Raw genomic sequence first — 22,665 nt, 5'->3', positions numbered from 1 at the left:
CCGACCAGGATCACGAACTCGCCGTCCTGGATCTCGATCGACACGCCGTGAATGACCGGGACGGTTCCGAAGTTCTTGCGAATGTTGCGGATCTCAACTGAGGCCACGGATCTTCCTCCAAAATCTTCTGTTCCTTGCGGCATGCGGCGAGCCGTAGTGCCCCGCCGCATGCAGGAATATAATTTAAGCGAAACGCTTCACTTGCTCAGGGTGCGCCTTGGCAGTCCGAACACCCTCTGGCATGGCATCGCCGTGAGCTTCGATGAGTTCCTCCACCATGGCACGGATCTCCTTGATCGACAGGACGCTCGTTGCATGGCGGTCGAGCAGGGCGGCACGATGCACCCTGTCCCGATTGCCCTCGAGCGCCGCCTTCACCGTGAGATCCTGAACGAAGACGTGCGGGGCACAGTATCCAGCAAGCTCCGGTGGCAGATTGCCGACGTGGCAGGGCCGCAATCCATTGCGGTCGACGATCATCGGCACCTCGACGCAGCAGCCTTCCGGCAGGTTGTCGATCAGCTTGGTGTTTTTAACATTGCCATAGATCACTTGGGGCTTTCCGGTAACCATGGCGTGAATGATCAGGGAGCCATATTCGACGCTACGCTCGAGCGGAAAGCCCTCCCCGTTCAGCAATTTGTTGCGCGTGTCCTGATAGCGGCGGAGATTGCGTTCGCTGCGGCGAATGTATTCGTCCACCGGCACGTCGTACTCGGCGATCTGATCGTCCCGCTTCAGGAAGTAAGGGGTATACTCCGCGTTGTGTTCGCTCGACTCGCTGATGAACCAGCCGAAGGAGCGCATGAGTTCGAAGCGGACCTTGTCCTTGGCGAAGATCTGCGGGTCATCCATCGCCTGCCACAGGCGCGGATAGGCGTCCTCGCCATCGATCCGCAGCTTGAGGAACCAGGTCTGATGGTTGATGCCAGCGCAATCATACGACAACTGCTCGACCGGCACGTCTAAGTAACTTGCGAGGTCCTTGGCGGTATTCTGCACGTTGTGGCACAGGCCCACCACCTTCTGCTCCGGGAAAGCCTCATAGACGGCTTGGGTCAGGATGCTCATCGGGTTGGTATAGTTGAGCAGCAGCGCGTCCGGGCAAAGCTCCCGCATCTCGGCGACCATGTCGACCATGAAAGGGATCGTGCGCAGGCCGCGGAAGATACCGCCGATGCTCAACGTGTCGGCAATGGTCTGCTTGAGGCCGTACTTACGCGGGATCTGGAAATCGAGCAGCGTCGCCTCGTGCATGCCGACCTGCACCATGTTGATGACGAAATCCGCGCCGTCAAGCGGTGCCCGGCGGTCCAGATGCTCCTCGACTTTGGCATTGGCGCCGAACTGCTCGGCCGTCCAGCGGGCCATCATGCCGGCGGTTTCAAGACGCTCCGCATCGATATCATGCAGGGAGATCGTCACCTCCCGAAGCTCGGGCAGGTCCAGAATATCCGTGAGAAGGTTTTTGACGAACACGACGCTTCCGGCGCCGATCATAGCCACTTTGAACATATGTGGGTCCTTTCGAGAGTACTTTGAAGCATCGATGCTTATTTGAGGCCTGTTCCGGCGATGCCCTGAATCAGCTGACGCTGGAAGAAGACGAAGATCACGAGCATGGGCGCCAGAGACAGCAGGGCGATTGCCATGATGTCGGTCCATTCCGTGTTGTACTGCCCCTTGAGCAGGTTCAACCCGAGCTGCACCGTGTACATCTCCTGATCGGTCAAAATCACGAGCGGCAGCACGAAGTCATTCCAGCGCCACATGAAGGTGAAGATGATCAGCACCGCAATGATCGGCTTGGAGAGCGGGAGCACCACTTTCAGGAAGATGGTCAATTCGCTCGCTCCATCGAGCCGTGCGGCCTCGAGCAGTTCGTCCGGGATGCTGACCATGAACTGGCGCACCATGAAGATGCCGAACGCTTCAGCCGCGCGAGGGAGGATGACGCCCCAGTAGCTGTTCAGCAGTCCCAGATCCGCCACGACCAGGAACAGGGGCACAATGATGACCTGGATCGGGATCATCAGGGCGCTGAGCACCCCGATGAACAGGATGTCGCGGCCTGCAAAGCGGAACTTGGCGAAGGCATAGCCGCATAGCAGATTGAGACTGACCGTGATAACGACCGCCGCGATGGCGATGATCAGAGAGTTCCAGGTCCAGTCCAGGAACGGCATGCGACTCAACGCGGCCGTGAAATTGCCCCACACCCAGCCCGTGGGCAGAAGATTGACCGCTCCGCTGAAGATCTCGTCCCGGGGGCGGATCGCAGTGGCGAACATCCAATAGATCGGGAAAAACATCACCGCCGCACCGGCGGTGAGGAGAAGCCAGAGACCACCGGTTTCGAAGCGTTGACGTGCAGGACTCGTTGTCGTGACCATCGGGTTTCGGCCTCCCCTAGACGAATTGCTCGGTGCGACGGTTGATCCGCCACTGGATGAGGGTGAAGAGCAGAATGAGTACGAAGAGAACCATGCCCATGGCACTCGCGTAGCCCATTTCCGAACTCGCGAAAGCCGCCTGGTAGATGTACTGGACGATCATCGTGGTGGAGAAGCCCGGTCCGCCTCCGGTCATGACGTAGATCAGGTCGAAGACCTGGAACGAGTAGATAACGTTCAGGATGAGCAGCAGGAATGTGGTGGGCCGGAGCAAAGGCCATGTCACAAAGCGGAACTGCTGCGGACGTGTCGCGCCGTCGATCACAGCTGCCTCGTAGTAGCTCGGCGAGATCGACTGGAGCGCCGCGAGGTAGACCACCATACAGAATCCAATCCGCACCCAAAGCGTCGTCAGGATGATCGACGGGAGCGCCCACCGCGGCGACGACAGCCAAGCCACAGGCCCGACGCCCGCCTGCTTGAGCAGCGCATTGATGATGCCGTAGTTGTCGTTGAACAGCCACGCAGCAATGACGGCCGTTGCGACGCTGGAGACGACCACGGGCAGAAAGTAGATGCTGCGCAGCAGCGTCCGGGCAGCGAGCTTTCGATTCAGCCCGATTGCCAGAAACAGGCCAAGGATGAGGCTCGTCGGGACGGTTGCGGCCGAGTAGATGACGGTGTTCGTCAATGATTGCCAGAACTGCCCATCGCTCAGGAGTCTTGTGTAGTTCTGCACGCCGTTGAATTCCGGCGCGTCGATCAAGGACCACTGATGCACGCTGATATAGGCGGCATATAGAAGCGGGAAGAACACGAAGATGGAAAACAGCAACAGATTCGGTGCGATGAAGAGATAGGGCGTCAGTCGAGACCGATATGAACTCCACCAGCCGGATTTCCGGCTGGTGGTCGTCTCGCTCCGCTCCTTCGGATAGGTCATGGAAAGATCGGCCATGGTGTTTCCGTCGTGAGAGGAATGATTGGATTCATCTCGAGTGTTTAGGACGACAACAGGATATTCTTGACATGCGCCTCGATGTTCTGGGCCGTTTGCTCCGGCGACTGTCCCGAGGTGAAGGCGAGATCGAGCTCATCCGCCAGCTTCGGGTTAAACTTGCCCCAGGTCGGCAGCACGACCGTGCTGACGAGATGCTGAGGAATGGTCTTCGTCTGCTCGACAAATACCTTCATCTCGTCCGGCCTCAGGGCATACTGAACTCCGCCCTCCACCAGCGACTTGCGGACAGGCAGGAACTGCGCCGCGCTGATGTAGTCGCGCATGTTTTCTTCATTGACGAGGAATTTCAGGAAGTCTGCCGCAACCTCGGGACTCTTGCTGTCGCGCGAGATTGCCACACAGGTGCCACCGAGGTCGTCGGCCATCGCCACGTCGCGCGGCAGGTACGTGACGCCCCATTTGAACTTGGTCATCTGCTGGTTCACGAAGGGGATTTGCCAGTTGCCGTTCAACATCATCGCGACCGTGCCGTTGGCAAACAGGTTCTGAACCGGTTCGGCGCTCTTCACGGACGTGCTCGGGGGAACCAGTCCTTCCTTGAACCAGCTTTGGGTCCAGGCGATGGTCTCAATACCGGCCGGAGTGTTGATCTGAGGTGCAGTCAGATCATTGTTCAGGAGTTGGCCACCATGCTGGTACAGGTAGATCATCCAGCGGTGGACGGCCGAATTCTGCCAGCTCATAGCGAACGGATAGGAGCCGATGGACTTTTCCTTGAGGAGCTTGGCGACCTGGATGAACCGCTCCCAAGTCCAGGCCTGATCCAAGCTCGTTGGCACAGTCACCCCAGCCTGGGCCAGCATGTCGGCGTTGTAGAACAACGCAAACGTATCGGTGTGATGCGGCAGCGCATACGGCTTGCCCTGGTAATTGACCGCACTCCAGACCGAGGGCGTGAAGGCGGCGCTATAGCCGGAATCGATGAACTGGCTGAGATCGATCGCGGCCTTGCCGAGCGCATAGCGACCGACCTGCTGGTACGTGACGCGGAACAGATCCGGCGCCTGTCGGCCGGCGAGCCGCGTGTCGAGTTGCTGGTAGAACTGGCCGAACGGAATGACGTCGAGCCGGATGCTCACATTTGGGTTGGCCGCCTGGTACTTGGCGATCACCTGGTTGTAGGCCTCGACCTCCGCCTTGCCGCCCCATACCGCCATCGTGAGCCGCACCGGGCTCTGCGCAAGGCTGGAATTGACCCGCCCGGTGACCATCAGGCCAGCACTTGCCCCCAGCCCTGCTTTCAGGATCGTTCGGCGGTCGAATGTCTGCGTCATGGTTTCCTCCTTGGTTTAGCTTTGCTTGGTTTGGATTGCCGTGCTGCATTCTGCTGCGCAGGTCCGGCGCTCATCTCGTCCGGGTTCGGGGTTGCCTCCTGGGTAACAGCGTCTTCCCTCCCCCACACGACTCGCGCACGATGAGTTTGACCGGGAGCAAATGCTCCCTGACGTCGGAGGGCCTCTTCTCGAGGGCACCGATTAGCGCCTCGATCGCAAGTCGTCCGAGTTCCTCGCGCGGATGATCAATGGTGGTGAGGGCCGGGGCAGTGAACTGCCCGATGGCAACTCCATCAAACCCCACGATGGCGAAATCATCAGGAACGCTCAGCCCATGCAAGCGCAAGGCGTGCAGGGCGCCAACCGCCATCTGATCGTTGTACATGAAGGCTGCTGTCGGGCGCTGCATTCCGGGGCCAAGCAGTTGCTCGATGGCCTTGCTGCCGCCGGCCATCGTGTTCTCTGCGGTCAGGACCAGAGAAGGATCGAAGGCCAAGCCAGCCTCCTCCAGCGCCCGGCGGTATCCATCGAGACGATCGCGCCGCGTCCCGGGCTCGTGCAGCCTTTCTGTCACGTGAGCAATGCGGCGGTGACCCAGGTCGATCAAGTGCCGGGTCGCCATGTAGCCACCCGCCTCCAGATCGACGCTCACGCTCTGGATAGACGGATCCGGGCTTTGCTCTTGCAGGGCGACGACCGCAACGCCACGGGCTGCGAGCTGCCGTAGTTCCGGAGCGGTACAGTTCTCGCGTCCTGCCACTATAATGCCGTCGAAGGCAGCGCCTTGTAGAAACGATAGGGCATGGAACTCTCCCGGCTTCGTCTTGGCCGGAATGACAGACACCGCATAGCCATGCTGTTGAGCTGCCGTCTGGGCTGCCCTCACCACATCGGAGAAGTAGGGATTGTCTAGGGTCGGCAGGACGAAGGTGATGATATTCGTCCGGCGCTGCCGCAAGCTGCGGGCGGCGTGGTTCGGCGTGTAGCCGAGCTGCGCCGCAGCAGCAATCACCTTATCGCGAGTCTCGTCAGAGATGCGAACCTTACTGGCCCGGCCGTTCAGTACGAGGGAGATCGTTGCCGGGGACACGCCAGCCAGACGCGCGACGTCGGCACTGGTCGGAGCACCAGTTTGTGCTGCATTCGTCGCGCCCCGTCGCATCACCCGACGCACCTCTTGCTAAATCGAATTAGCTAAAAGGATTTAGCAGAACCCAGCAGCTGTCAATTCTGAAATTTAAGGGCAAGCCTGCGACTAAGGTCTAGTTGTTCAGCTAAGCTGACGGCCTTCACCGATCATCGCGCAATGCGTACCGGAATCCGCCCCGTTGGGAGCCGTGAGAGCTGAGGTGAGTGATCGGGAAGAATGCCCAAACGTGCAGGACGAATCTCCAGATTAAAGGCGCCCTACTGGGCTCGCTAAAACATACCATTGAGCAAACGGTTGCTTCGCGCACACGCAACATCACAACAACTCTCGAATGATTCAGCCTTCGAGGTTTTTTGTTGCTCGGCACGCAACGCAGGGATGCGCGAGATGACCGTACCGAAGCGCGTCCAGTCTGCCCTCCCCTTCGGCTCTCAAACGCACCGAGCTGGGGCAGGCTTGCCGTTCGACGTCACGTCATGCGTCTCAAGCGCATGCAGGATGAGGCCATAGGCCTTATCGGGCTTTCTGATCCGGAGGGATCGGCATCCGGCTGACAGCTCATGGCGAGAGCCGGAACCAGGGCAACGTGAGGTATGCGCACGCGGTCATCGCGGCCAAGGGAATGACCCAGACCCATCCCGACCAAAGCCGGAAGCTCCATCGCCCAGGTAGGAGCGCGACCGCAATGGCGAACCCGAGTGCCCCCAGCGCAGCCGTCGCGGCCCAGCAATACCAGTACATCGCAGGGGCAAGGAACCCCATGGCGGGATCGACCGCGTCCTTCGAACGGTGCGTTCCGGCAAGGACGATGCCGAGCGAGGGATAGACGGTGAAAAGCGCAAGATCATACGCCAGGGCGATGACGTAGAGCATGGCGAAGGCCGGCCCGAAGACGAACGCGAAGCGGCGAAACGCAAGCGAGGATGTCATGCACCAAATCCCCTGATGTTGTTGACGATGTGGCCGACGAGAAAGCTCCACCAGACGATGCACGACAGAATCGTGGTCAGGGCGGCCCGAGTCGGGGCAAGCTCGCTGCCGCGAGGCTGCTGCCAGCAGATCCAATAGGCCGGCAGCAGCGCCAATCCGATGGCGACGAAGTGCTCCTTGATGTCGAAGAAGCCGAGAGCCGGCCAGTGGCCGCCACGTTCCAAGCCGGGCCTGACGTCGACGCGGAAATATAGATAGACGACTGCACCCAGCAGCGCGGAGGCGACATACAGAAGCACGATGGCGTTGGCAAAGGCGGCCGAGGGAACGGTACGAAACCGACCGACGAACGAATCCGGCCGCGTACGTGTCGGGATCCATGTCGCCAGGGTCTGGTGCGTGGTTGCACCCAATAGCGCGACCGCCACCAGTCTGTGGATGATCAGGAGGGTGGTCGCCATGGCCGCCCTCCTGCTCTTCGCCCCTGGCCCGTCACGCGAACAGCTCTTCCGTGCCGAAGGGCGCAGCCGCTCCGGGGCGGAACCGATTGAGCGTGAACCTGGTCTTCTGCGCCGGGCTCACGTCGACGAGAACGTAGTTATACTCCTCCATGGGCGGCTGCCCCTTCCAATACAGATCCGGCGGATAGTCCGCGGGCAGCTTGATGCTCGTGCGGCCCGGCAGGATCGGATCCTGTTCGGCGCCGCCGCCCAGCATCAGGTACTTGACGCCATCGACGTCAAACATTTCGGTCGTGTGGACGTGGCCATTGAACACCACCACATCGAGGTCCCTTGCATAGGACGCAATCACTTTGTGCGGGTTGTCGGGCGCGGGAATGGGTCCGAGGCCGGAGCGTGCGAAAACCGGGTAGTGAAACACGATAAAAGCCTTGCGGACACCTGCCGCCTTGGCTTCGTCCATCCATTGCTGGAGCTGCTGCATCTGCTCGGCGTATTTGGGCCGGTCCGCGTCCCAGAGCGACGGAGAACGGTAATCGTATTTCCCGCTCCATAGGAAGATGAACCGAACGCCGTTGAAGTCGAACTTGTAGATGAGGCGGTCCGGCGTCACGCCGAGGGTCTTGAGATACGGCACGGCGGAGAGCACGCCGTCGATCTTGGGATCGCCCCAGACTTCGTGGTTGCCCACACCGATGAACCACCGGCCCTCCAGTCCGGCGGCGCGCATCGCGGCGTCGGGAGCGGGCAGTTGCTTCAGCATGGCTTCGTTGACGCGCTGCCAGTATGGGCTGTCGGCAAGCGTAAGACCCTGGTTGCCCCACCACACAACGTCACCGCTAATGACCACGAACCTGGCGCGCCCGGCCTGAACATCCTTGACGATCTCGCGCGCCACCCAGTCGCCACCCTCGAGCCGGAAGATCGTCCGGTGCACGCCCGGCAGCAGTTTCACGTCCTCGACGGAGGCCTCGGTGACCCATCCCTTGTCGACCGCCAGGGTCATGACCTCGCTGCGGCTCTCGAACGGCATGACGATCCGGATGAGCTCGCCGGAGGCCGGGTCGAAGATCATCTTCACGTCCTTCCGGACCACCGCTTCCGCAATCTTTTCCGGCATGACGAGCCCGAACATCTCGACGAACAGCTTGGTCAGATCCGGTTGGCCGTGCTTGTAGGGAAGATACATCATCGGGCGGGTATCGCCGCAAACGGCGAACGAAAAGCCGGATCCGCCCCCCGACTGGGCCACCGCCGTCGCCACACCGAGCCCCGGCATGGCCGCCATCGCGGTTGCGACTCCGATCTGTCGCGCGAACGCCCGGCGCGTCAGGCTGATCGAAAGAAGTCGGCTCTCCATAATAGGGTCCTCCTCATGCCTTGAGGCGCCCCCCAAATCGTCGGTGAGAGACTCGTCTCGCTATCGGCAATTGCCCGAAATAGGAGATTGGGCCGAAGCGTCGGGGCGGGCAAGGAATTGCCCGCCCCTTGTTTCACTCAGTTGCCCGGCTTGTTGCGGATCGCCTGATCGATCTGCCGCTTCACGGCGTCGAGGTTGAACGAGGCCGGATCCTGCATCGGCGGGTAGTCGATTGCGGTGCTCGCGAGCTTCGCGACCTCCTGCTGGACGGTGACGAAGCGCCAGAACTCGCGGGCGTAGAAGTCGTTCATGTAGCCGCCTCCGAGATCGTTCAGGCTCTGGCTGCCGATCGACGGCGTCCGCTCGAACGGGTCCTGGCGAATGTTGATCATGACGGGCATGTCCGTCGTGACCTTCTGCCCGGGCCAGCCCTCCGGCTGCTGGTAGAACTGGTACTTGAAGTCACCGATGCGGATCGCGCCGAGTTGCGGGCCACCGAAGTAGAAGAACTCGTTCCGGGCCGACGGGCCGTTGCCTTGCAGAAGCGCGAGCTGGTTGTATCCGTCGAGATGGTTCTTGTAGCTGCGGTCGCCGAGCTGCACGCCCTTGAGAAGCTGATCGGTGATGTTCGGGTTGCCGGCTGCGGCGACAAGCGTCGGGAACCAGTCCAGCGCCGAGAAGACGCCGTTCTCGACCGAGCCGGCCTTGACCTTGCCTGGCCAGCGGATGATCGCCGGGGCGCGGAAGCCGCCTTCATAGGTCGTCCCCTTCGTTCCTTTGAACGGGGTCATGCCGCCGTCGGGCCACGTGAACACCTCGGCTCCGTTGTCGGTGGTGAAGATGATGATCGTGTTGTCCGCCTGGCCTGAATCCTCGACGCATTTCATCAGGGCGCCGACACTGTCGTCGAGCTGCGCCATACCGGCTTCCTCGAGCCCGAAGTTGGTCTGGCTATTCATCAGGGCCTGATACTTGGGCGACAGGAACGTCCAGACATGCATGCGGGTCGTGTTGTGCCAGACGAAGAACGGGTTCCTGTCGGTCTTGGCCTTGTCCATGAAGTCGCACGATGCCTTGACCAGCACCTCGTCGAAGGTGGTCATGTCGTATTTCGCCTTCGGCGTGATGTCGTGCATGTTCGGCACGTTGGTCATGTTGGGATAAGGCGCGAGCGGTCCCTCGTCGACGATTCGCTGCTTGCCGATCCGGCCCCAACGCGGCTGCTCGGTCTGATCGTCCGTGTTGGTCGCATAGGTGTGCAGCAGATTGCGCGGCCCGACCTTGTCACGATAGGACTGATCATCCGGGAACGAGTACCAGTACGGGTCGGACATCGCGTCGAGGTGGTACAGGTAGCCGAAGAACTCGTCGAAGCCGTGCAGCGTCGGCAGGTATTTGTTCAGGTCGCCGAGATGGTTCTTGCCGAATTGGCCGGTAGCATAGCCTTGCACCTTGAGCGCGGAGGCGATCGTCGCGGCCTTGTCCGGCATGCCCACGCCGGCGCCGGCTTGGCCGACGGTGGTGAGCCCGGTGCGCAGCGGAATCTCGCCGGTGACGAAGCTCGCCCGGCCCGCTGTGCAGCTCGCCTCGGCGTAATAGTCGGTGAACATCATACCCTGCGACGCCAGCCGGTCGAGATTGGGCGTCTTGCCGGACATAATCCCACGATGATAAGCGCCGACGTTGAACCAACCGACATCGTCGCCCATGATGACGAGGATATTAGGCCTCTGCTGCGTACCGGCGGGCGGAGCCTGCGCCAGAGCGGGAGTGATTGCCCACGCGCCGCAGAGCATGGACGCTCCACACATCAGGGTTTTCAGTTTCATCGCTTTTCCTCTCCGTTCAGCCCCGCTTTTTGCTGGTCGAGCCATCATGGAACGGGCCTGTCGAGGCTCGGCCAACAAAGGTTTCGGTCGGTGCGATGTCGTTGACGGTTATGGCCGTCCCCCGATCCTGGTGTATCGCCATTGTCGCATGTCGGCTGGTCGGCAGGATATCGGGGTCTGCCCTGAACCAGCCGGAGACAAACCCTGATTTGTGCCCCGGCATGTCCGTTCGCGGATGTCGAAAACCGTTTGGCGATCCGTACAGTGCCTCTATTTCACGCGCTGAACAGATGGCCCTTCCTGGATATCCCGACATCCGAATTCGGTGCCATCGAAGCTGAATTGACCGGACTGCCTGCGCGACCTAGGCTCGAACCGGATCGCCACAACCGATCGAGCGATACATGGCATTCCAGGACAAGAGGCTTCCATACCGCTGGACCGTGCCGGTCGGCGGCGGGTTCGGCCGCGTCTTCAAGATCGGCAAGCAGCCGGTCAATGCGCAGTTGGGCGCCTACTACAATGCAATTCGTCCATCCGATGGCCCCGACTGGCAGCTGCGCGCACAGGTCCAACTGCTTTTTCCGAAGTAGCTGAATCAGGTGGAACCGCTCATCCGGCTCTCTTTGCGGCCTTATATAGCTTCATATTGCTGGGTTGAGCGAAGCTGCTCGTTGCGAATGCCGCTACTGCTTCGCCGATTATCAGCCCGATCAGAAGCCCGCCAATGATGATGAATGGCAGCTGGCGCCAGTCACGCGGAAGCCTCGTCGATGATGGCTCCATTTTTCTTTCTCCACTCAGCTCGCTTTAAACGATAACGACTAGCCGCAATCCGTAAAAGCCCTCACGACTGTGCACACTTCGTGCGACAGGGACGTTGGCACTTCCTTGGTCCGCTGGGCCCGCATGATGCGCAGGGACATAGCGCGTGTGAACGCGACTGACAAACTGGAGCGCGCGCCAAAATTCGCGGAAGTCCCTTGTTTTAAAAAAGGTTGCTCTCAGTCGGTACTGGGCCTCAGTTCATTCCAAGGCGCCTCACCGGACATATCGACCTGCTCCACCCCCATGTCGCCGACACAAGGTCCGAGAATGCCAACGACCTTTGCGTCCTCGGTTCCAATATTGAAGGTCGCATGCACGATTCCGGGAGGCATGAAGACGCTGTCGCCTGGGCCGAGAATGCGCTTTTCCCGCTCGATCCAGTGCTCGACAGTGCCGGAGACCACGTAGATGAGTTCTTCCTGATCGGCATGATAGTGGAAGCTGTGTCCCTTGCCGGGGAAGAAGGTGCCTTCGAGCACGGTGAATTTGCTGGCGCCGGTAGAGGCCGGATGGCTCAGCCAGCCGAGCCGCAGGATGTCCAGCTCCTCCCGCCTGACGTTATCCTTGAATATGAACTTGCCGGGCATAGGTCATCTCCGTCAATCCCCGCCCACAGGGAGGATGCGCCCAAGAAGGCATGAGGGAAAGAAGGAAATATGGAGTCGAATCGGTGAACTAATCCGGGAATATCCGAAATGCTTCAATGGTGGGATCGCCAGAAATGTCCAAGAAGGACTGACAGGATCACGTGCACGACGACCGCCGGCCACAGCAGCGCGCCGGTCCCACCGCCTGCAATCCCGAAATAGGTGAGATACAGGGCGACGGCTGTACTGTAGGCTAGCATGCCGACCAGCGGCGGACCCGGCCAGCAGGCGATCCCCAACCCGATCAACGCCAGGCCAGCCATGCGCGCCACCGACGCGGCGACGCCGACAAGCTCCTCGCCAAGCAGCAACTGTCCGACGAGTGATGGAACGATCAGCAACGCCAGGCCGGTCGCCATCTCGGCGACGGCGGCGGCCATCAGCACCCGTTTCGTCGCCCCGCTCATGCCTGGACCCTCGTAATCCCATGCCGCCTCGAATCGACTGCCTCTCTCAGGGAGTGGCCTCCGCACGCTTCTCCGGCGCGAGCTTGAAGGTCAGCCTGCCGATCTTGCCCGTGAACTTGAACGGCGTGTCGTAGCGATGCTCCAGCAGGGCAAGCGGCGTGCGGGTGTCTTGGCCGACATCGAAGGTCTCGTCCTCCGGGAACGTGACAGGCGTCGTGTGGTCCAAGGAGTTCCGCGCCACCTCCTTGCCGTCCACGGACAGCACGCCCGTTCCGCCCTTCCCCAAGCCCGGCTCGGCGGCCGTGAAGGCGAACGCGATGGTATGCCTGCCGGGCTCGAGCTCCGGCCCCTCCCAGGTCGTGCGCTTGAGGTCGAGCAGGTTGTACAGGAACACCACCCTGCCCCGGCCGACGCCGAACTCGCCCTTGCTGAGGAACAGGCCGTAGCCGCCGAAGCGCCCGCCCTGAGTCACGATCATGCCCTCCACGCCGCCGGCAGGGATCTCGACTTCGGCCGTGATGCTGTAGGACTTGTTGAGGATGCTGGGCGCAGCACTGGCCGGGGTGCCGATCAGCTCACCCGAATACGTGAACTCCGTGCGCCCCGCCGTGAGGCTCGGGCGCGGTGTGTTCCAACGGGCGAGCGTCGAATTGTCGAGCGGCAGCACGTTGTACTTCGCCGCCTCGGCATAGAACAGGTCCTGCATTTGCTTGAGTCTGTCGGGCATCCTTGTGGCGAGGTCATTCGACTGGGTCGGGTCCTCCTGGACGTTGTAGAGTTCCCAGTTATATCCCGTGATCACGTCCGGAGGCGTAGCGGTGCTCAGTTCCCAGGGGAGCGTTGCCGGAGTCGTGGCGGCCACCCACCCCTCGTGATAGATCGCGCGATTGCCGAGCATCTCGAAATACTGCGTGGGATGCCGGGTCGGGGCCTCGGCGTTCGCCTGATCCCAGGTGTAGGTCATGCTCACGCCCTCGATGGGGACTTGCCTGATCCCGTTGATCGTGTCGGGCTGTCGAATGCCCGTCGCTGCGAGAATGGTCGGCACGATGTCGATGACATGGTGGAACTGGCGGCGGATGCCACCGAGATCCGTGATGTGGCCCGGCCAGGACATGGCCACGCCCTGAGCCGTGCCGCCGAAATGCGACGGCACCTGCTTCACCCACCTGAACGGCGTGTCCATCGCCCAGGCCCAGCCGGCGGCAAAGTGCGGGAACGTCCGCTCCGAGCCCCAGAACGGGTACCAGAGGAATTGGTCCTTCACCGGCACGGGAACACCATTGAAGGTGGTGAACTCGTTCGGCGTGCCGTTGAGCATGCCTTCGGCACTCGCGCCGTTATCGCCGCCGATATAGATGATCAGCGTGTTGTCGAGCTGGCCCAAATCGTCGACAGCTTGGATGACGCGGCCGATCTCGTGGTCGGCATAGGCCAGATAGGCTCCATAGATATCCGCCTGCCTGGTGAAGAGCTTCCTCTCGTCCCAACTGAGTGAATCCCAGTCCGGCAAGTCCTTCGGCCACGGCGTCAGCGTGGCATTCTCGGGCATGATGCCGAGCCGCTTCTGGTTGGCGAAGATCTTCTCGCGCACCTTGCTCCAGCCCTCGTCGAAGAGGTGCATGTCGCTGATCTTCTTGATCCACTCCGGCGTCGGGTGATGCGGCGCATGGGTCGCACCGGGGACGTAGTAGACGAACCACGGCTTGCCGGGGGCGATTTCGTTGAGCTGCTTCATGTATTGGATCGCCTCGTCGGCCATCGCCGTTTCGAGGTTCCAGCCGGGATTCCCCTGGAAGGGATAGATCGCCGTGGTGTTGCGGAACAGGTTCGGCTGCCACTGGCTCGCATCGCCGCCGACGAAGCCATAGAAATAATCGAAGCCCATTCCAGTCGGCCATTGATCGAACGGTCCTGCCTGGCTCGACTGATAGGATGGCGTGTTGTGGTCCTTGCCGAATCAGGATGTCGCGTAGCCGTTCGCCTTCAGGATCGTTCCGACCGTGCCTTTCTCGATCGGGATGATCGAGTCGTAGCCGGGGAATCCGGTTGCGATCTCGCCGACCACCCCATAGCCGACCGAATGATGGTTGCGGCCGGTGATCAGTGCCGCCCGTGTCGGTGAGCAGAGCGCTGTCGAGTGGAAATTGGCGTAGCGCAATCCGGCCTGCGCGATCCGATCCATGCTGGGTGTGGGAATGACGCCGCCGAAGGTGCTGGGTGCGCCAAAACCCTGATCATCGGTCATGATCAGCAACACGTTCGGCGCGCCCTGGGGCGGCACGACGCGCGGCGGCCACCAGGCCTGCGACTCGGAAGCCTTCTCCTTGATCACGCCGCCGAAGGCCGGATCGGGCGGCGGCAATTGCCTGCCGTCAATCGTCGTGGTCGCGCCGGGTAATCCGGGTGTGCCGGTGACCTGCTGCGCGTGGACGGCGGAGATGGCCAGGACACTCGCTGTGAACAGGGAAAGGGAGAGGCCCGCCGCTTTCATGTCCGCGCTCCCATGCCCCGTGACGAGGCCAGCAGGCGACTGGCCCCTGCCCGCCCGGAAAGCCCGAATGCTGTACCGGCCCTCCAGATTTGCTTGATCGAATGAGACTTCCTCTTAACAGAAACGGACAGGAGACCGGAGACCAATCACACCACATGAAGCCCCTTGCCGTAACGCCGAGAGGCTTTCGTGCGTCTGAAGAATGTTTCGATCTCCCGCAGGATGATCGCGAATGGCCGGTTTGTCAGACCGCGTAATCTCCAGGGGCCGATTGATGATATCACGCTGTCCAGCCGGCTTGGTACGCTGAACATCCCAAAGGACGCTGCGGCCTTGCAGCCCAGCGTCCTTCGACACGCGTCACAAATCAGCCGTCGTCACCAACGATGGGTCGCAACGCTGCGCTTGCATTGTCGGCAACCCAAGGGTCGATCACTCACCGGGCACATTCCACGGGTACCCGTGTGATGCCGTCAACGAGTATCGTACGGCACGGTACGCCATTGATGATCTTGATTTCGTTGGGAGTCGCGTAGGGGAACAGGGAGTCGGGCGTACCCGAAATAGGACGTCCCGAAACCATGCGGCCACCTCCCTCTTCGACGCGAATGCTTCCCGTAGAGCTCGGCTCGAAGGTGCCCGTCGCGACACGACCCTTGCACTCCACGGGAACGCGCATGTTGCTGCCATCGACGAGCACGGTCCGGCAGGGCACGCCATTGATGATCTGAACTTCGTTCGGCGCGGCATAAGGGAAGAGCGAGTCGGGTGTTCCCTGAATGGGATTGGGTTGCGCCTGTGCCAGTGCAAGCCCACCGAAGGTCATAACTCCTGCAACGACTGAAATCGTCAGCGTTCTCATGGAAACCTCCTCTCCGCAGACAGCGAGCGACGCGCGTGCACGAGAGGCGCTGCGGAGCCGCCCCTGCTGCATGACCTCGAATGGTACCGTCTGACCGAGACTCTAATCGCCGCCCAAACCTGCCTCGACGCAAGGCATCACGGCTCTCAACCAAGACTTGATGATGACGCGCCTCAACGACTCACCACTCTGACGCTCACCCGGCGCTGCTATGACCGAGAAATCTGCGCTGGTCAGAACAAGTACAGACCAAGCATCGCGCTAGGCAGACGTGGGGGACGAATTTTAGACTAAACACTCAGCTCTGCTTGACCATATGAGCCATCTGCTTACCAAATCGGGACACCTTTGCCATAATCCAAGACAGGCTTGGACGATGGCGGCGTCACACAAGAACAATAGCGCCTGTCTTCTACAGGCAGAGCGCCGTGGTGTTAGAGCCCGCGGATGTTGCTGCAATCACCATATCCAGAAAGCAACACTCAAGGATAAACTTTCTGGTTCTTCTCATTGCTCCCCATTCTTGCCTTGACCTCAGGTTTGGCCTCAGCTGCTATGAGCCGACTGGGAGAGACAAGGGATCTGCAATCCAGGGGAAGCAATGCATTACCTTCCGCAATGGCTGTCGCGTGGCATTATGTTTCCAGTTGGCTTCCTCGCCGCAAGTGCGAGCTCCGCCCTCGCTGCTGACTTGGGAGCTCCTGCTCCAACACCTGTGATCGAGGCTCCCAGCGTGCCTGGGTGGACCTTCCGCGTCGTGCCTTATGGCTGGCTCACTGCATTGGACGGCACCCAGACTGTGCGCGGGCGATCGGTGAAGGTGAATGCGAGCTTCGCTGACATCGTCGAGCATAGCGACACGCTCGTTGCCCTGATGGGCGACTTCGAGGCCCGCAACGGACCCTTCTCCCTGATGGCCAACCTCGTCTGGAGCAAGATCGGCGGCGCGGATAGTGGTGTCCGCAGTCGTTCGCTGGCGCCGGGGATCACGGGAACCTTCGGCACGTCGCTCAAGCTCGACATCGAAATGGCTATCGCCGAGTTCGGAGCCGCCTATGAAGTCGCGCGCTTCGGCCCGGTCGCGTTCGATATCCTCGGCGGCGCGCGCTACTGGTACCAGGAGGCGGACCTATCGTTCGCCGTTGCAGGTGCGGTCGACATCGGCGACCTCCAGGTTGCCGGAACTCGGGCGGTTGCCCATTCCGGTTCCGTCGACTGGCTCGACCCCGTGATTGGCGCACGGGTGCGCTACACCGTGGCACCGGGTCACGAACTCCTCCTGCGCGGCGACATCGGCGGCTTTGGCGTTGGCAGTAACTTCTCCTGGCAGGCTATCGGCGCATACGGATTCGAGCTCGGCACCTACCAGGGCGTCGCTTTCTCAGGTGTGATAGGCTACCGGGCACTTTACGTCGATTATGCCCAGGGCGAGGGACGGCGCCGCTACGAGTTCGACATGCTCCAGCACGGGCCTGTACTCGGTATCAGCGCCCGGTTCTGAGGTCCGCGTCAGGTGCTAAAGTTGGCATGATCAGAGGCCGGATCAGCCCTCCACGAGCTTGTTTCGGATCGCATAACGGATCAGAGCCGCGGTGGTATCCAGGTTGAGCTTGCGCAAGGCAAGCGCGCGATGGGTCTCGACCGTCTTAGTGCTGATGCTGAGTATATTGGCAATCTGCTTGTTGGTCTTGCCCTCCGCGATCAGCTGGACGACAGCCTTCTCGCGCGAGCTCAACGCCGACTCGCTTGCAGTCCCCTTTGACAGGTAGGTCGCCAGCAGTGTCTCGGAGACCTTGCCGGTGAAGAATGGTTTGTGGGCCGCCAGGCTTTCCACAGCAGAGACTAGAAACTGTTTGGCGTCGGACTTCAGCAGGAAGCCGCGGGCTCCGGCCTCCAGAACCTCCCGGACCAAGCTGTCAGTATCATGCATGGTGAAGATCAGGACTTCCACACCGGGAACGCGCCCTCGGATCTGCCGGGTGACCTCGACCCCGTTCACAAGTGGAAGGCCATAATCGAGAATGACGATGTCGGGGCGGGTCGCCTGAGCCTGATCGATGGCTTCCTTGCCGTCCCGAGCCTCGCCGACCACTTCCCAATCTTCGTGCCCATTCAGGATGGCACGCACGCCGGAACGGACCACGTCGTGATCGTCGGCGATCAGGATACGCGTCATCATGGAACTTCCTTCGCCAATGGTTTGGGGTGTTCCAGCGAAACATTGGCAGGATACATCCTGGCGCTTACCACCTCACCTCCGCAGAACCCTGAATTTGCCGGGGGCAGACCCTGAAACTTCAACGAAGGGCATCGCTGTCGGCCTTGGCCGGGCTGGCCAACCACGGGTCGAGCATGCGGCGCGCCTGGGTCAAAGCTCTCTCGGTTACCGAGACGGGGACGATTGCAATGATCGACGTCCCACCCGGACCGGTCTTGATGGTCAGGTCGCCACCAAACTGCTCAAGCCGGGCGCGCATGCCCGCAAGACCGACGCCAAATCTGATGGGCCCGTCGAGCCCGTCCCGACTTGCCATTCCATGTCCGTTGTCGCGAATGCGGACCACCAGCCAGCCAGATCGAAACCTGGCATCGACCGACACATGCGAGCCCCCGGCATGCCGGTGCACGTTGGTGAGTGCTTCCTGAGCAACACGCAGGATCGCCCGCTGGAGGTCGGGTTGCAGACCATCGACTTCCTCTGGAATCCGGATGTGGGCGACGAGCCCCGTCCGTCCGGCAAAGCCTTCAGCGAAGTCCCGCAACGTAGCCTGGAGACCGTCATTGGCCAAGTTCGGCGGATGCAGCAAATAGGTAAAGATGCGTAGTTCCCGCAGGGCTTCACCGAGAAGCCCCTCGACCCCTGCCAAGACCTTGCGGCCGCTCGCGCTATGTCTGACCTCCGCCTCGAGGCCCGAGAGCCCGAGATTTGCGGCAACCAGGTGCTGGGCCGTCGAGTCATGGAGCTCGCGGGCAATCCTCTGACGTTCCTCCTCCTGGAGAGCGAGCAATTGCCCGGACAATTCACTGACCTGCTTCCTCGCTCCCCTGACTTGATCAGACAACACCTGGATAGGCCGCTCCACCTGCCGCGCAGTGAACAGCGCGGCGAGACCACCGGCGACGATGAGGATGGCTACCATCCCGGCAATCTGCCGCAGGGCGCCTTCAAGCGGCGCAGCGACAATTGAGAGCGGGAGCATCACGATGCTCGTCCAATTCGTCGCCCCTGAGCTGCGATATACAAGCAAGACCGGCGTTCCTTGGTCATCGACCGCTTCGATCGAGCCACCAAGGTTCTCGCTGCCGTTAACCGCGCCGAGGCGCCTCGCTAACGCTTCAGGCACGGGAATTCGCGACGATGTCTCGTTTCCTCTCATGGTCACGATGGGCTGGAGTTTTCTGTCGTAGAGACCCAGCGTCCACTCCTTGGGAACCTCCTGGCCTCTCAGGATGGCGCCGAGATGATCCTGCGAAAGAATGGTGGTGATGAAGCCTTTCATCGTACCGTCATCACGATTGATCCGCAGGCTGAGCGCGATCACCGCTGTTCCAGGCTTCAAAAGGCTCCCCATTCGACCTGATACCGCCCAGCCGCGCTCGCGAATTCGGTCGACGGCCTCCGGATAATTCGGGAAGTCCCGATGCCGGGGAAGCGGCGCCCCGAATGGCTTGAGGGTGTTGGCAACCTGTCCGTCCAGGTCCTGAAGGATCAGCCAGGATCCTTCGGGTATCGGCGTCCCCTTGAGTTGGTCGTAAAAGCCTTTGGAGTCGCCGGCCTTCAGGGCGGGCGAGGACGACAATCCCTTCAGCAGGGCATTGCCCGCCGACACCTCCTGATCGAACCCGAAGGACAAAGCCGTCGCCGTGCTGAGGGCACGCTCCCGAATCATCTCGCGCTCATGCCGAGCCTTCGACAACAGCAGCGCCGCCGCGACAGAGCAAGTGGTCAGGATGACGGCGGCAAAGGTCAATACGAGCCAGCCCCGCAGACGAGGTGGCAGGCCTTGGAACGATCGCGCGATTGTCGGTGCGGTGTCATCGCTCATGACGGCGACCTCCGGCCGCAAGGGCAACGCAACGAAACCGGGGTCGCGACGGCCCTCGGTCGACAACATAGGTTAAACCCTGAACCCGGTCCCTGTCGAGTTGCGCCGAAAAGGGTCGTGCCCGCAACCGAGCCTTTCCCCCTCGCGTCATAGCTATTGGTTCATCGGCGGCGGAGGTCCTGAATCAGGGTCCGCCTCCAACAATTTCAGGGCAGACCCTAATAGACTTGCGCCAACGTATGGAGGAACAGTGCAGGCATGCCAGCACGGGAGCAGAGCCCATGTTGCAGGCCGATCCCCAACACAGTTGCGAGCGTCACCCAGGCGTTTATTCGACCCCCCGACATGATGGGGCTTCCGACCGGCACGTTCTGTCTGGGATCGGATCGGCGCCACCCGAAGGAGGCCCCTGCCCATCGCGTGACCGTCGATGAGTTCTGGATCGACCGGGCGCCCGTCACCAACCGGGGGTTCCGCAAATTCGTCTGCGCGACCGGCTACGTGACATTCGCCGAGAAACAGCCGGATCGGAAGGCGCTGCCTTATCAAAGGGAGGAAGAGCCCATGAACAGTGATTGTGCATCCTCGCAAGCTTCCGGGGGGCGATCCCGACCCCGGCGCATGTGGGTCAAGCCTGCCCTGATCGGGGCGACGGCCTTCATCTCTGCCGCGATGGCCGCTCCGGCCACTGCGCAGGCGCCCCAGCAGAAGCCCAACATCCTGTTCATCATGGGCGACGACATCGGCTGGATGCAGCCGAGCATCTACCACCAGGGCCTGATGGTCGGTGAAACGCCCAACATCGATCGCATCGGTCGGGAAGGTGCGAAGTTCATGACCTATTACGCCGAGCAAAGCTGCACGGCAGGTCGCAACGCCTTCTTCACCGGCATGCATCCGCTGCGCACGGGCATGATCCCGCCGCAACTGCCCGGCAGCCCGTCCTACTTACGGCCCGGAACGCCAGCGATCGCCAAGTTCCTGCTCGATCTCGGCTACAATACAGGCGAGTTCGGCAAGAACCACCTCGGCGACCACACCGATTCACTGCCGACGGCGCACGGGTTCCAGGAATACTGGGGCTACCTCTACCACCTCGACGCCATGCAGGGCGTGAGCTTCCCCGACATCAACAAGACACCGACCGAGCAGACGGTCGCGCCGGTCTGCCGCAGCACGCCGGTTCCCGGGCTGCCCCTGGATCCGGCGGCGGTCGACCCTGCGACCACCCCGTGCCTGACACCGCCTCGGCCGGTGCTCTGGTGCAAGTCGTCGGACGGAACCGGGGCGAACCAGTCCTGCAAGGATGAGGGGCCACTGACACTCGAACGCTCGAAGACTGTGGACGAGGAGATCTCAGCAAAGGTCATCGACTTTCTCGACCGCAACGACCCCGAGAAGACCAAAAAGCCGTTCTTCATCTGGTACAACCCAGCGCGCATGCACATCACCACCGTGTTGCCGGACAAGTACATGGCAATGGTGGGCGAGCCCGGCGGCAAGGACTGGGGCGTCAACGAAGCCGGCATGAAGCAGATGGACGATAACATCGGCTACGTGCTGAAGAAGCTTGAGGAGATGGGCGAGCTCGACAACACGATCGTCGTTTTCACCACCGACAACGGCGCCGAGACGATCACCTTCCCCGACGGCGGCACCACCCCCTTCAAGGGCGGAAAGCTGTCCACCTGGGAGGGCGGCATGCGCGCGCCGCTGGTCGTGCGCTGGCCGGGGCACGTCCAGCCCGGAACGATCAAGAACGACATCTTCGCATCCCTCGACTGGTTGCCGACGCTCGTCGACATCGCCGGCGGCGCCAAGGGCAACGATCTCAAAGCCCAGATCGAGAGAGGCGAGTATCCCGGGATCGTCAGGACGACGCTCGATGGCGTCAACCAGCGCGCCTATCTGGAAGGAAGATCGGACAAGTCCGCCCGCGATACCTTCTTCTATTACTCGGGCAAGGACCCGTCCGCGGTGCGTTACAAGAACTGGAAGATCTACTTCGCGATGGTGTCCGATGCACCGGCTGGGTTCCTCACCGGCGTCGTCCCCTACCACTGGAGCCAGGTCGTCAACATCAAGCGCGATCCCTTCGAGACGTCCATCGGTGAGCAGGCGAAGACGCTCTTCAGCATGGCCGGTGCCCTCGCAGGACCGGCTACGGCCTACGTCTATGACTGGAACCTTCTGCCGATCGGCCAAGCGCTCTGGCTGAAGGAACTCGAAACCTACAGGAAGTTCCCGCCGATGCAGGATCCGGCGAGCTACAATCTCGAGCAGGTGATGGATCAGCTCAAGAAGCCGCAAGCCACTGTGGGCCAGTGACTTGCGCTGAGGGAATAACACGCGATCGGCGGGCGCCGCTCACACCAGGTGTCTGCCGATCCGCAACCCAACAAGAAGAACCTGCACTGGGGCAGACCTCGATCCAACGCAGAGGACTATCGAGAGGAGTCTGTCATGACGAAGTCGGTTTCGATCCTAGCACTTCCATTGGGCTTTCTGTTTGTCGGCCCGGCTCTGGCGCAGGCACCCGCCATGTGTGTCATAGCGAGCAATCATCCCATCATGGGCGCCAATATGGAGGGCGCCTTCGACGTCCAGGCCGGGCAGGGATGCATGTCGGACATCACCCCCCAGGGCACGCTCAACAGCTCTAAGGTCAGCCGGAAGCCGCAGCATGGAACATTGAAGATGGTCGACAAGGACACATGGACCTACACGCCTGCTCGAGGCTTCCGCGGATCCGATGCCTTCGCGATTACTGCGACAGGGAAGAGCGTCGACGAGAAACCCGGCACATCCGTGCTCAGCTACAAGGTGAATGTGAAATAGCCACAAACGGCGCGTGAGCCGCTCGCACGCATTCGAAGGGGAGCGCCGGGTTCCATGGATCTCGGCGTCCGCCGTCTTTAGACGCTCGCACCGATGAAGGCGGTCTGGTGCGGGCGAACCCGGCG

The 22,665-nt window shown here is 61.4% G+C and carries 18 protein-coding genes and 2 pseudogenes; 4 read left to right on the top strand and 16 right to left on the bottom strand.

Annotated elements, in window-relative coordinates; all coding sequences use genetic code 11:
* From JKL46_RS35665 to JKL46_RS19140, 10 genes and pseudogenes are all read right to left on the bottom strand, one after another.
* A pseudogene (locus JKL46_RS35665) lies at positions 1–107 on the bottom strand (sugar ABC transporter ATP-binding protein); the annotation flags it as partial.
* Between the two features lie 76 nt (positions 108–183).
* Entirely contained in the window at positions 184–1,515 is a 1,332-nt protein-coding gene (gene melA, locus JKL46_RS19180) for an alpha-glucosidase/alpha-galactosidase (RefSeq protein ID WP_201835976.1), read from the bottom strand.
* Positions 1,516–1,553: 38 nt separating this feature from the next.
* Positions 1,554–2,393: a carbohydrate ABC transporter permease gene (locus JKL46_RS19175; RefSeq protein WP_201835974.1), complete on the bottom strand. Its 840-nt coding sequence runs from the start codon at positions 2,391–2,393 to the stop codon at positions 1,554–1,556.
* Positions 2,394–2,409: 16 nt separating this feature from the next.
* The gene (locus JKL46_RS19170; RefSeq protein ID WP_201835971.1) at positions 2,410–3,351 is read right to left on the bottom strand and encodes a carbohydrate ABC transporter permease; all 942 of its coding nucleotides are present in this window, start codon (positions 3,349–3,351) and stop codon (positions 2,410–2,412) included.
* 44 nt (positions 3,352–3,395) lie between these two features.
* The gene (locus JKL46_RS19165) at positions 3,396–4,688 is read right to left on the bottom strand and encodes an ABC transporter substrate-binding protein (protein ID WP_201835969.1); all 1,293 of its coding nucleotides are present in this window, start codon (positions 4,686–4,688) and stop codon (positions 3,396–3,398) included.
* 70 nt (positions 4,689–4,758) lie between these two features.
* Positions 4,759–5,850 (bottom strand): LacI family DNA-binding transcriptional regulator, encoded by a 1,092-nt coding sequence (locus JKL46_RS19160; protein ID WP_246529408.1) that lies wholly within the window; start codon positions 5,848–5,850, stop codon positions 4,759–4,761.
* Positions 5,851–6,396: 546 nt separating this feature from the next.
* The gene (locus JKL46_RS19155; protein ID WP_201835965.1) at positions 6,397–6,768 is read right to left on the bottom strand and encodes a hypothetical protein; all 372 of its coding nucleotides are present in this window, start codon (positions 6,766–6,768) and stop codon (positions 6,397–6,399) included.
* The gene (locus JKL46_RS19150; RefSeq protein ID WP_201835963.1) at positions 6,765–7,229 is read right to left on the bottom strand and encodes a hypothetical protein; all 465 of its coding nucleotides are present in this window, start codon (positions 7,227–7,229) and stop codon (positions 6,765–6,767) included. The genes JKL46_RS19155 and JKL46_RS19150 overlap by 4 nt, the downstream gene beginning before the upstream one ends.
* Positions 7,230–7,260: 31 nt before the next feature.
* On the bottom strand, positions 7,261–8,589 hold the full coding sequence (locus JKL46_RS19145) for a metallophosphoesterase family protein (protein WP_246529407.1): 1,329 nt from the start codon (positions 8,587–8,589) through the stop codon (positions 7,261–7,263).
* Between the two features lie 137 nt (positions 8,590–8,726).
* On the bottom strand, positions 8,727–10,418 hold the full coding sequence (locus JKL46_RS19140; RefSeq protein ID WP_201835961.1) for an arylsulfatase: 1,692 nt from the start codon (positions 10,416–10,418) through the stop codon (positions 8,727–8,729).
* Between the two features lie 404 nt (positions 10,419–10,822).
* Between JKL46_RS19140 and JKL46_RS19135 the strand changes: the two genes are divergently transcribed.
* Positions 10,823–11,011, top strand: a complete 189-nt coding sequence (locus tag JKL46_RS19135; protein ID WP_201835959.1) for a hypothetical protein — start codon at positions 10,823–10,825, stop codon at positions 11,009–11,011.
* A 411-nt stretch (positions 11,012–11,422) separates the two neighbouring features.
* Here the strand turns inward: JKL46_RS19135 and JKL46_RS19130 are convergent, their stop codons facing one another.
* The 4 genes and pseudogenes from JKL46_RS19130 to JKL46_RS19115 all read right to left on the bottom strand — a co-directional run bounded on the left by JKL46_RS19130 (position 11,423) and on the right by JKL46_RS19115 (position 15,656).
* Positions 11,423–11,833, bottom strand: a complete 411-nt coding sequence (locus tag JKL46_RS19130) for a cupin domain-containing protein (protein ID WP_201835957.1) — start codon at positions 11,831–11,833, stop codon at positions 11,423–11,425.
* Between the two features lie 113 nt (positions 11,834–11,946).
* A complete protein-coding gene (locus tag JKL46_RS19125) occupies positions 11,947–12,300 on the bottom strand; it encodes a hypothetical protein (protein ID WP_246529406.1) in 354 nt (117 codons plus the stop codon).
* Positions 12,301–12,346: 46 nt separating this feature from the next.
* Positions 12,347–14,794 (bottom strand): annotated as a pseudogene (locus JKL46_RS19120) (arylsulfatase).
* 436 nt (positions 14,795–15,230) lie between these two features.
* Positions 15,231–15,656 (bottom strand): hypothetical protein, encoded by a 426-nt coding sequence (locus JKL46_RS19115; protein WP_201835955.1) that lies wholly within the window; start codon positions 15,654–15,656, stop codon positions 15,231–15,233.
* A gap of 733 nt (positions 15,657–16,389) precedes the next feature.
* Here JKL46_RS19115 and JKL46_RS19110 point away from each other — a divergent pair.
* Entirely contained in the window at positions 16,390–17,157 is a 768-nt protein-coding gene (locus JKL46_RS19110) for a hypothetical protein (RefSeq protein ID WP_343074080.1), read from the top strand.
* Between the two features lie 42 nt (positions 17,158–17,199).
* On the opposite strand, the gene JKL46_RS19105 is transcribed toward JKL46_RS19110, so the two are convergent.
* Together JKL46_RS19105 and JKL46_RS19100 are read right to left on the bottom strand one after the other, a co-directional pair.
* Positions 17,200–17,832, bottom strand: a complete 633-nt coding sequence (locus JKL46_RS19105) for a response regulator (protein ID WP_201835998.1) — start codon at positions 17,830–17,832, stop codon at positions 17,200–17,202.
* A 121-nt stretch (positions 17,833–17,953) separates the two neighbouring features.
* Positions 17,954–19,702: a sensor histidine kinase gene (locus tag JKL46_RS19100; protein WP_201835951.1), complete on the bottom strand. Its 1,749-nt coding sequence runs from the start codon at positions 19,700–19,702 to the stop codon at positions 17,954–17,956.
* A gap of 345 nt (positions 19,703–20,047) precedes the next feature.
* On the opposite strand from JKL46_RS19100, the gene JKL46_RS19095 reads away from it, so the two are divergent.
* Positions 20,048–22,030 carry an arylsulfatase gene (locus tag JKL46_RS19095; protein ID WP_201835950.1) on the top strand — a complete coding sequence of 661 codons (1,983 nt, stop codon included), beginning with the start codon at positions 20,048–20,050 and terminating at the stop codon, positions 22,028–22,030.
* Between the two features lie 135 nt (positions 22,031–22,165).
* Positions 22,166–22,540 carry an Ig-like domain-containing protein gene (locus tag JKL46_RS19090; protein ID WP_201835942.1) on the top strand — a complete coding sequence of 125 codons (375 nt, stop codon included), beginning with the start codon at positions 22,166–22,168 and terminating at the stop codon, positions 22,538–22,540.
* Positions 22,541–22,665: the final 125 nt, after the last annotated feature.

Origin of the sequence: Microvirga zambiensis WSM3693, from assembly GCF_016735695.1 — a bacterium.
Classification (GTDB): domain Bacteria; phylum Pseudomonadota; class Alphaproteobacteria; order Rhizobiales; family Beijerinckiaceae; genus Microvirga; species Microvirga zambiensis.
Note: the sequence above shows the minus strand (reverse complement) of the source record. Positions and strands in the feature narration are given on the sequence as shown.

Bases quoted from the DNA above. Each gene is read 5' to 3' on its own strand.
- melA (WP_201835976.1), bottom strand. From the start codon at position 1,515: ATGTTCAAAGTGGCTATGATCGGCGCCGGAAGCGTCGTGTTCGTCAAA.
- JKL46_RS19155 (WP_201835965.1), bottom strand. From the start codon at position 6,768: ATGACATCCTCGCTTGCGTTTCGCCGCTTCGCGTTCGTCTTCGGGCCG.
- JKL46_RS19145 (WP_246529407.1), bottom strand. From the start codon at position 8,589: ATGGAGAGCCGACTTCTTTCGATCAGCCTGACGCGCCGGGCGTTCGCG.
- JKL46_RS19175 (WP_201835974.1), bottom strand. From the start codon at position 2,393: ATGGTCACGACAACGAGTCCTGCACGTCAACGCTTCGAAACCGGTGGT.
- JKL46_RS19160 (WP_246529408.1), bottom strand. From the start codon at position 5,850: ATGCGACGGGGCGCGACGAATGCAGCACAAACTGGTGCTCCGACCAGT.
- JKL46_RS19105 (WP_201835998.1), bottom strand. From the start codon at position 17,832: ATGACGCGTATCCTGATCGCCGACGATCACGACGTGGTCCGTTCCGGC.
- JKL46_RS19150 (WP_201835963.1), bottom strand. From the start codon at position 7,229: ATGGCGACCACCCTCCTGATCATCCACAGACTGGTGGCGGTCGCGCTA.
- JKL46_RS19090 (WP_201835942.1), top strand. From the start codon at position 22,166: ATGACGAAGTCGGTTTCGATCCTAGCACTTCCATTGGGCTTTCTGTTT.
- JKL46_RS19125 (WP_246529406.1), bottom strand. From the start codon at position 12,300: ATGAGCGGGGCGACGAAACGGGTGCTGATGGCCGCCGCCGTCGCCGAG.
- JKL46_RS19140 (WP_201835961.1), bottom strand. From the start codon at position 10,418: ATGAAACTGAAAACCCTGATGTGTGGAGCGTCCATGCTCTGCGGCGCG.
- JKL46_RS19170 (WP_201835971.1), bottom strand. From the start codon at position 3,351: ATGGCCGATCTTTCCATGACCTATCCGAAGGAGCGGAGCGAGACGACC.
- JKL46_RS19165 (WP_201835969.1), bottom strand. From the start codon at position 4,688: ATGACGCAGACATTCGACCGCCGAACGATCCTGAAAGCAGGGCTGGGG.
- JKL46_RS19130 (WP_201835957.1), bottom strand. From the start codon at position 11,833: ATGCCCGGCAAGTTCATATTCAAGGATAACGTCAGGCGGGAGGAGCTG.
- JKL46_RS19100 (WP_201835951.1), bottom strand. From the start codon at position 19,702: ATGAGCGATGACACCGCACCGACAATCGCGCGATCGTTCCAAGGCCTG.
- JKL46_RS19135 (WP_201835959.1), top strand. From the start codon at position 10,823: ATGGCATTCCAGGACAAGAGGCTTCCATACCGCTGGACCGTGCCGGTC.
- JKL46_RS19095 (WP_201835950.1), top strand. From the start codon at position 20,048: ATGATGGGGCTTCCGACCGGCACGTTCTGTCTGGGATCGGATCGGCGC.
- JKL46_RS19115 (WP_201835955.1), bottom strand. From the start codon at position 15,656: ATGAGAACGCTGACGATTTCAGTCGTTGCAGGAGTTATGACCTTCGGT.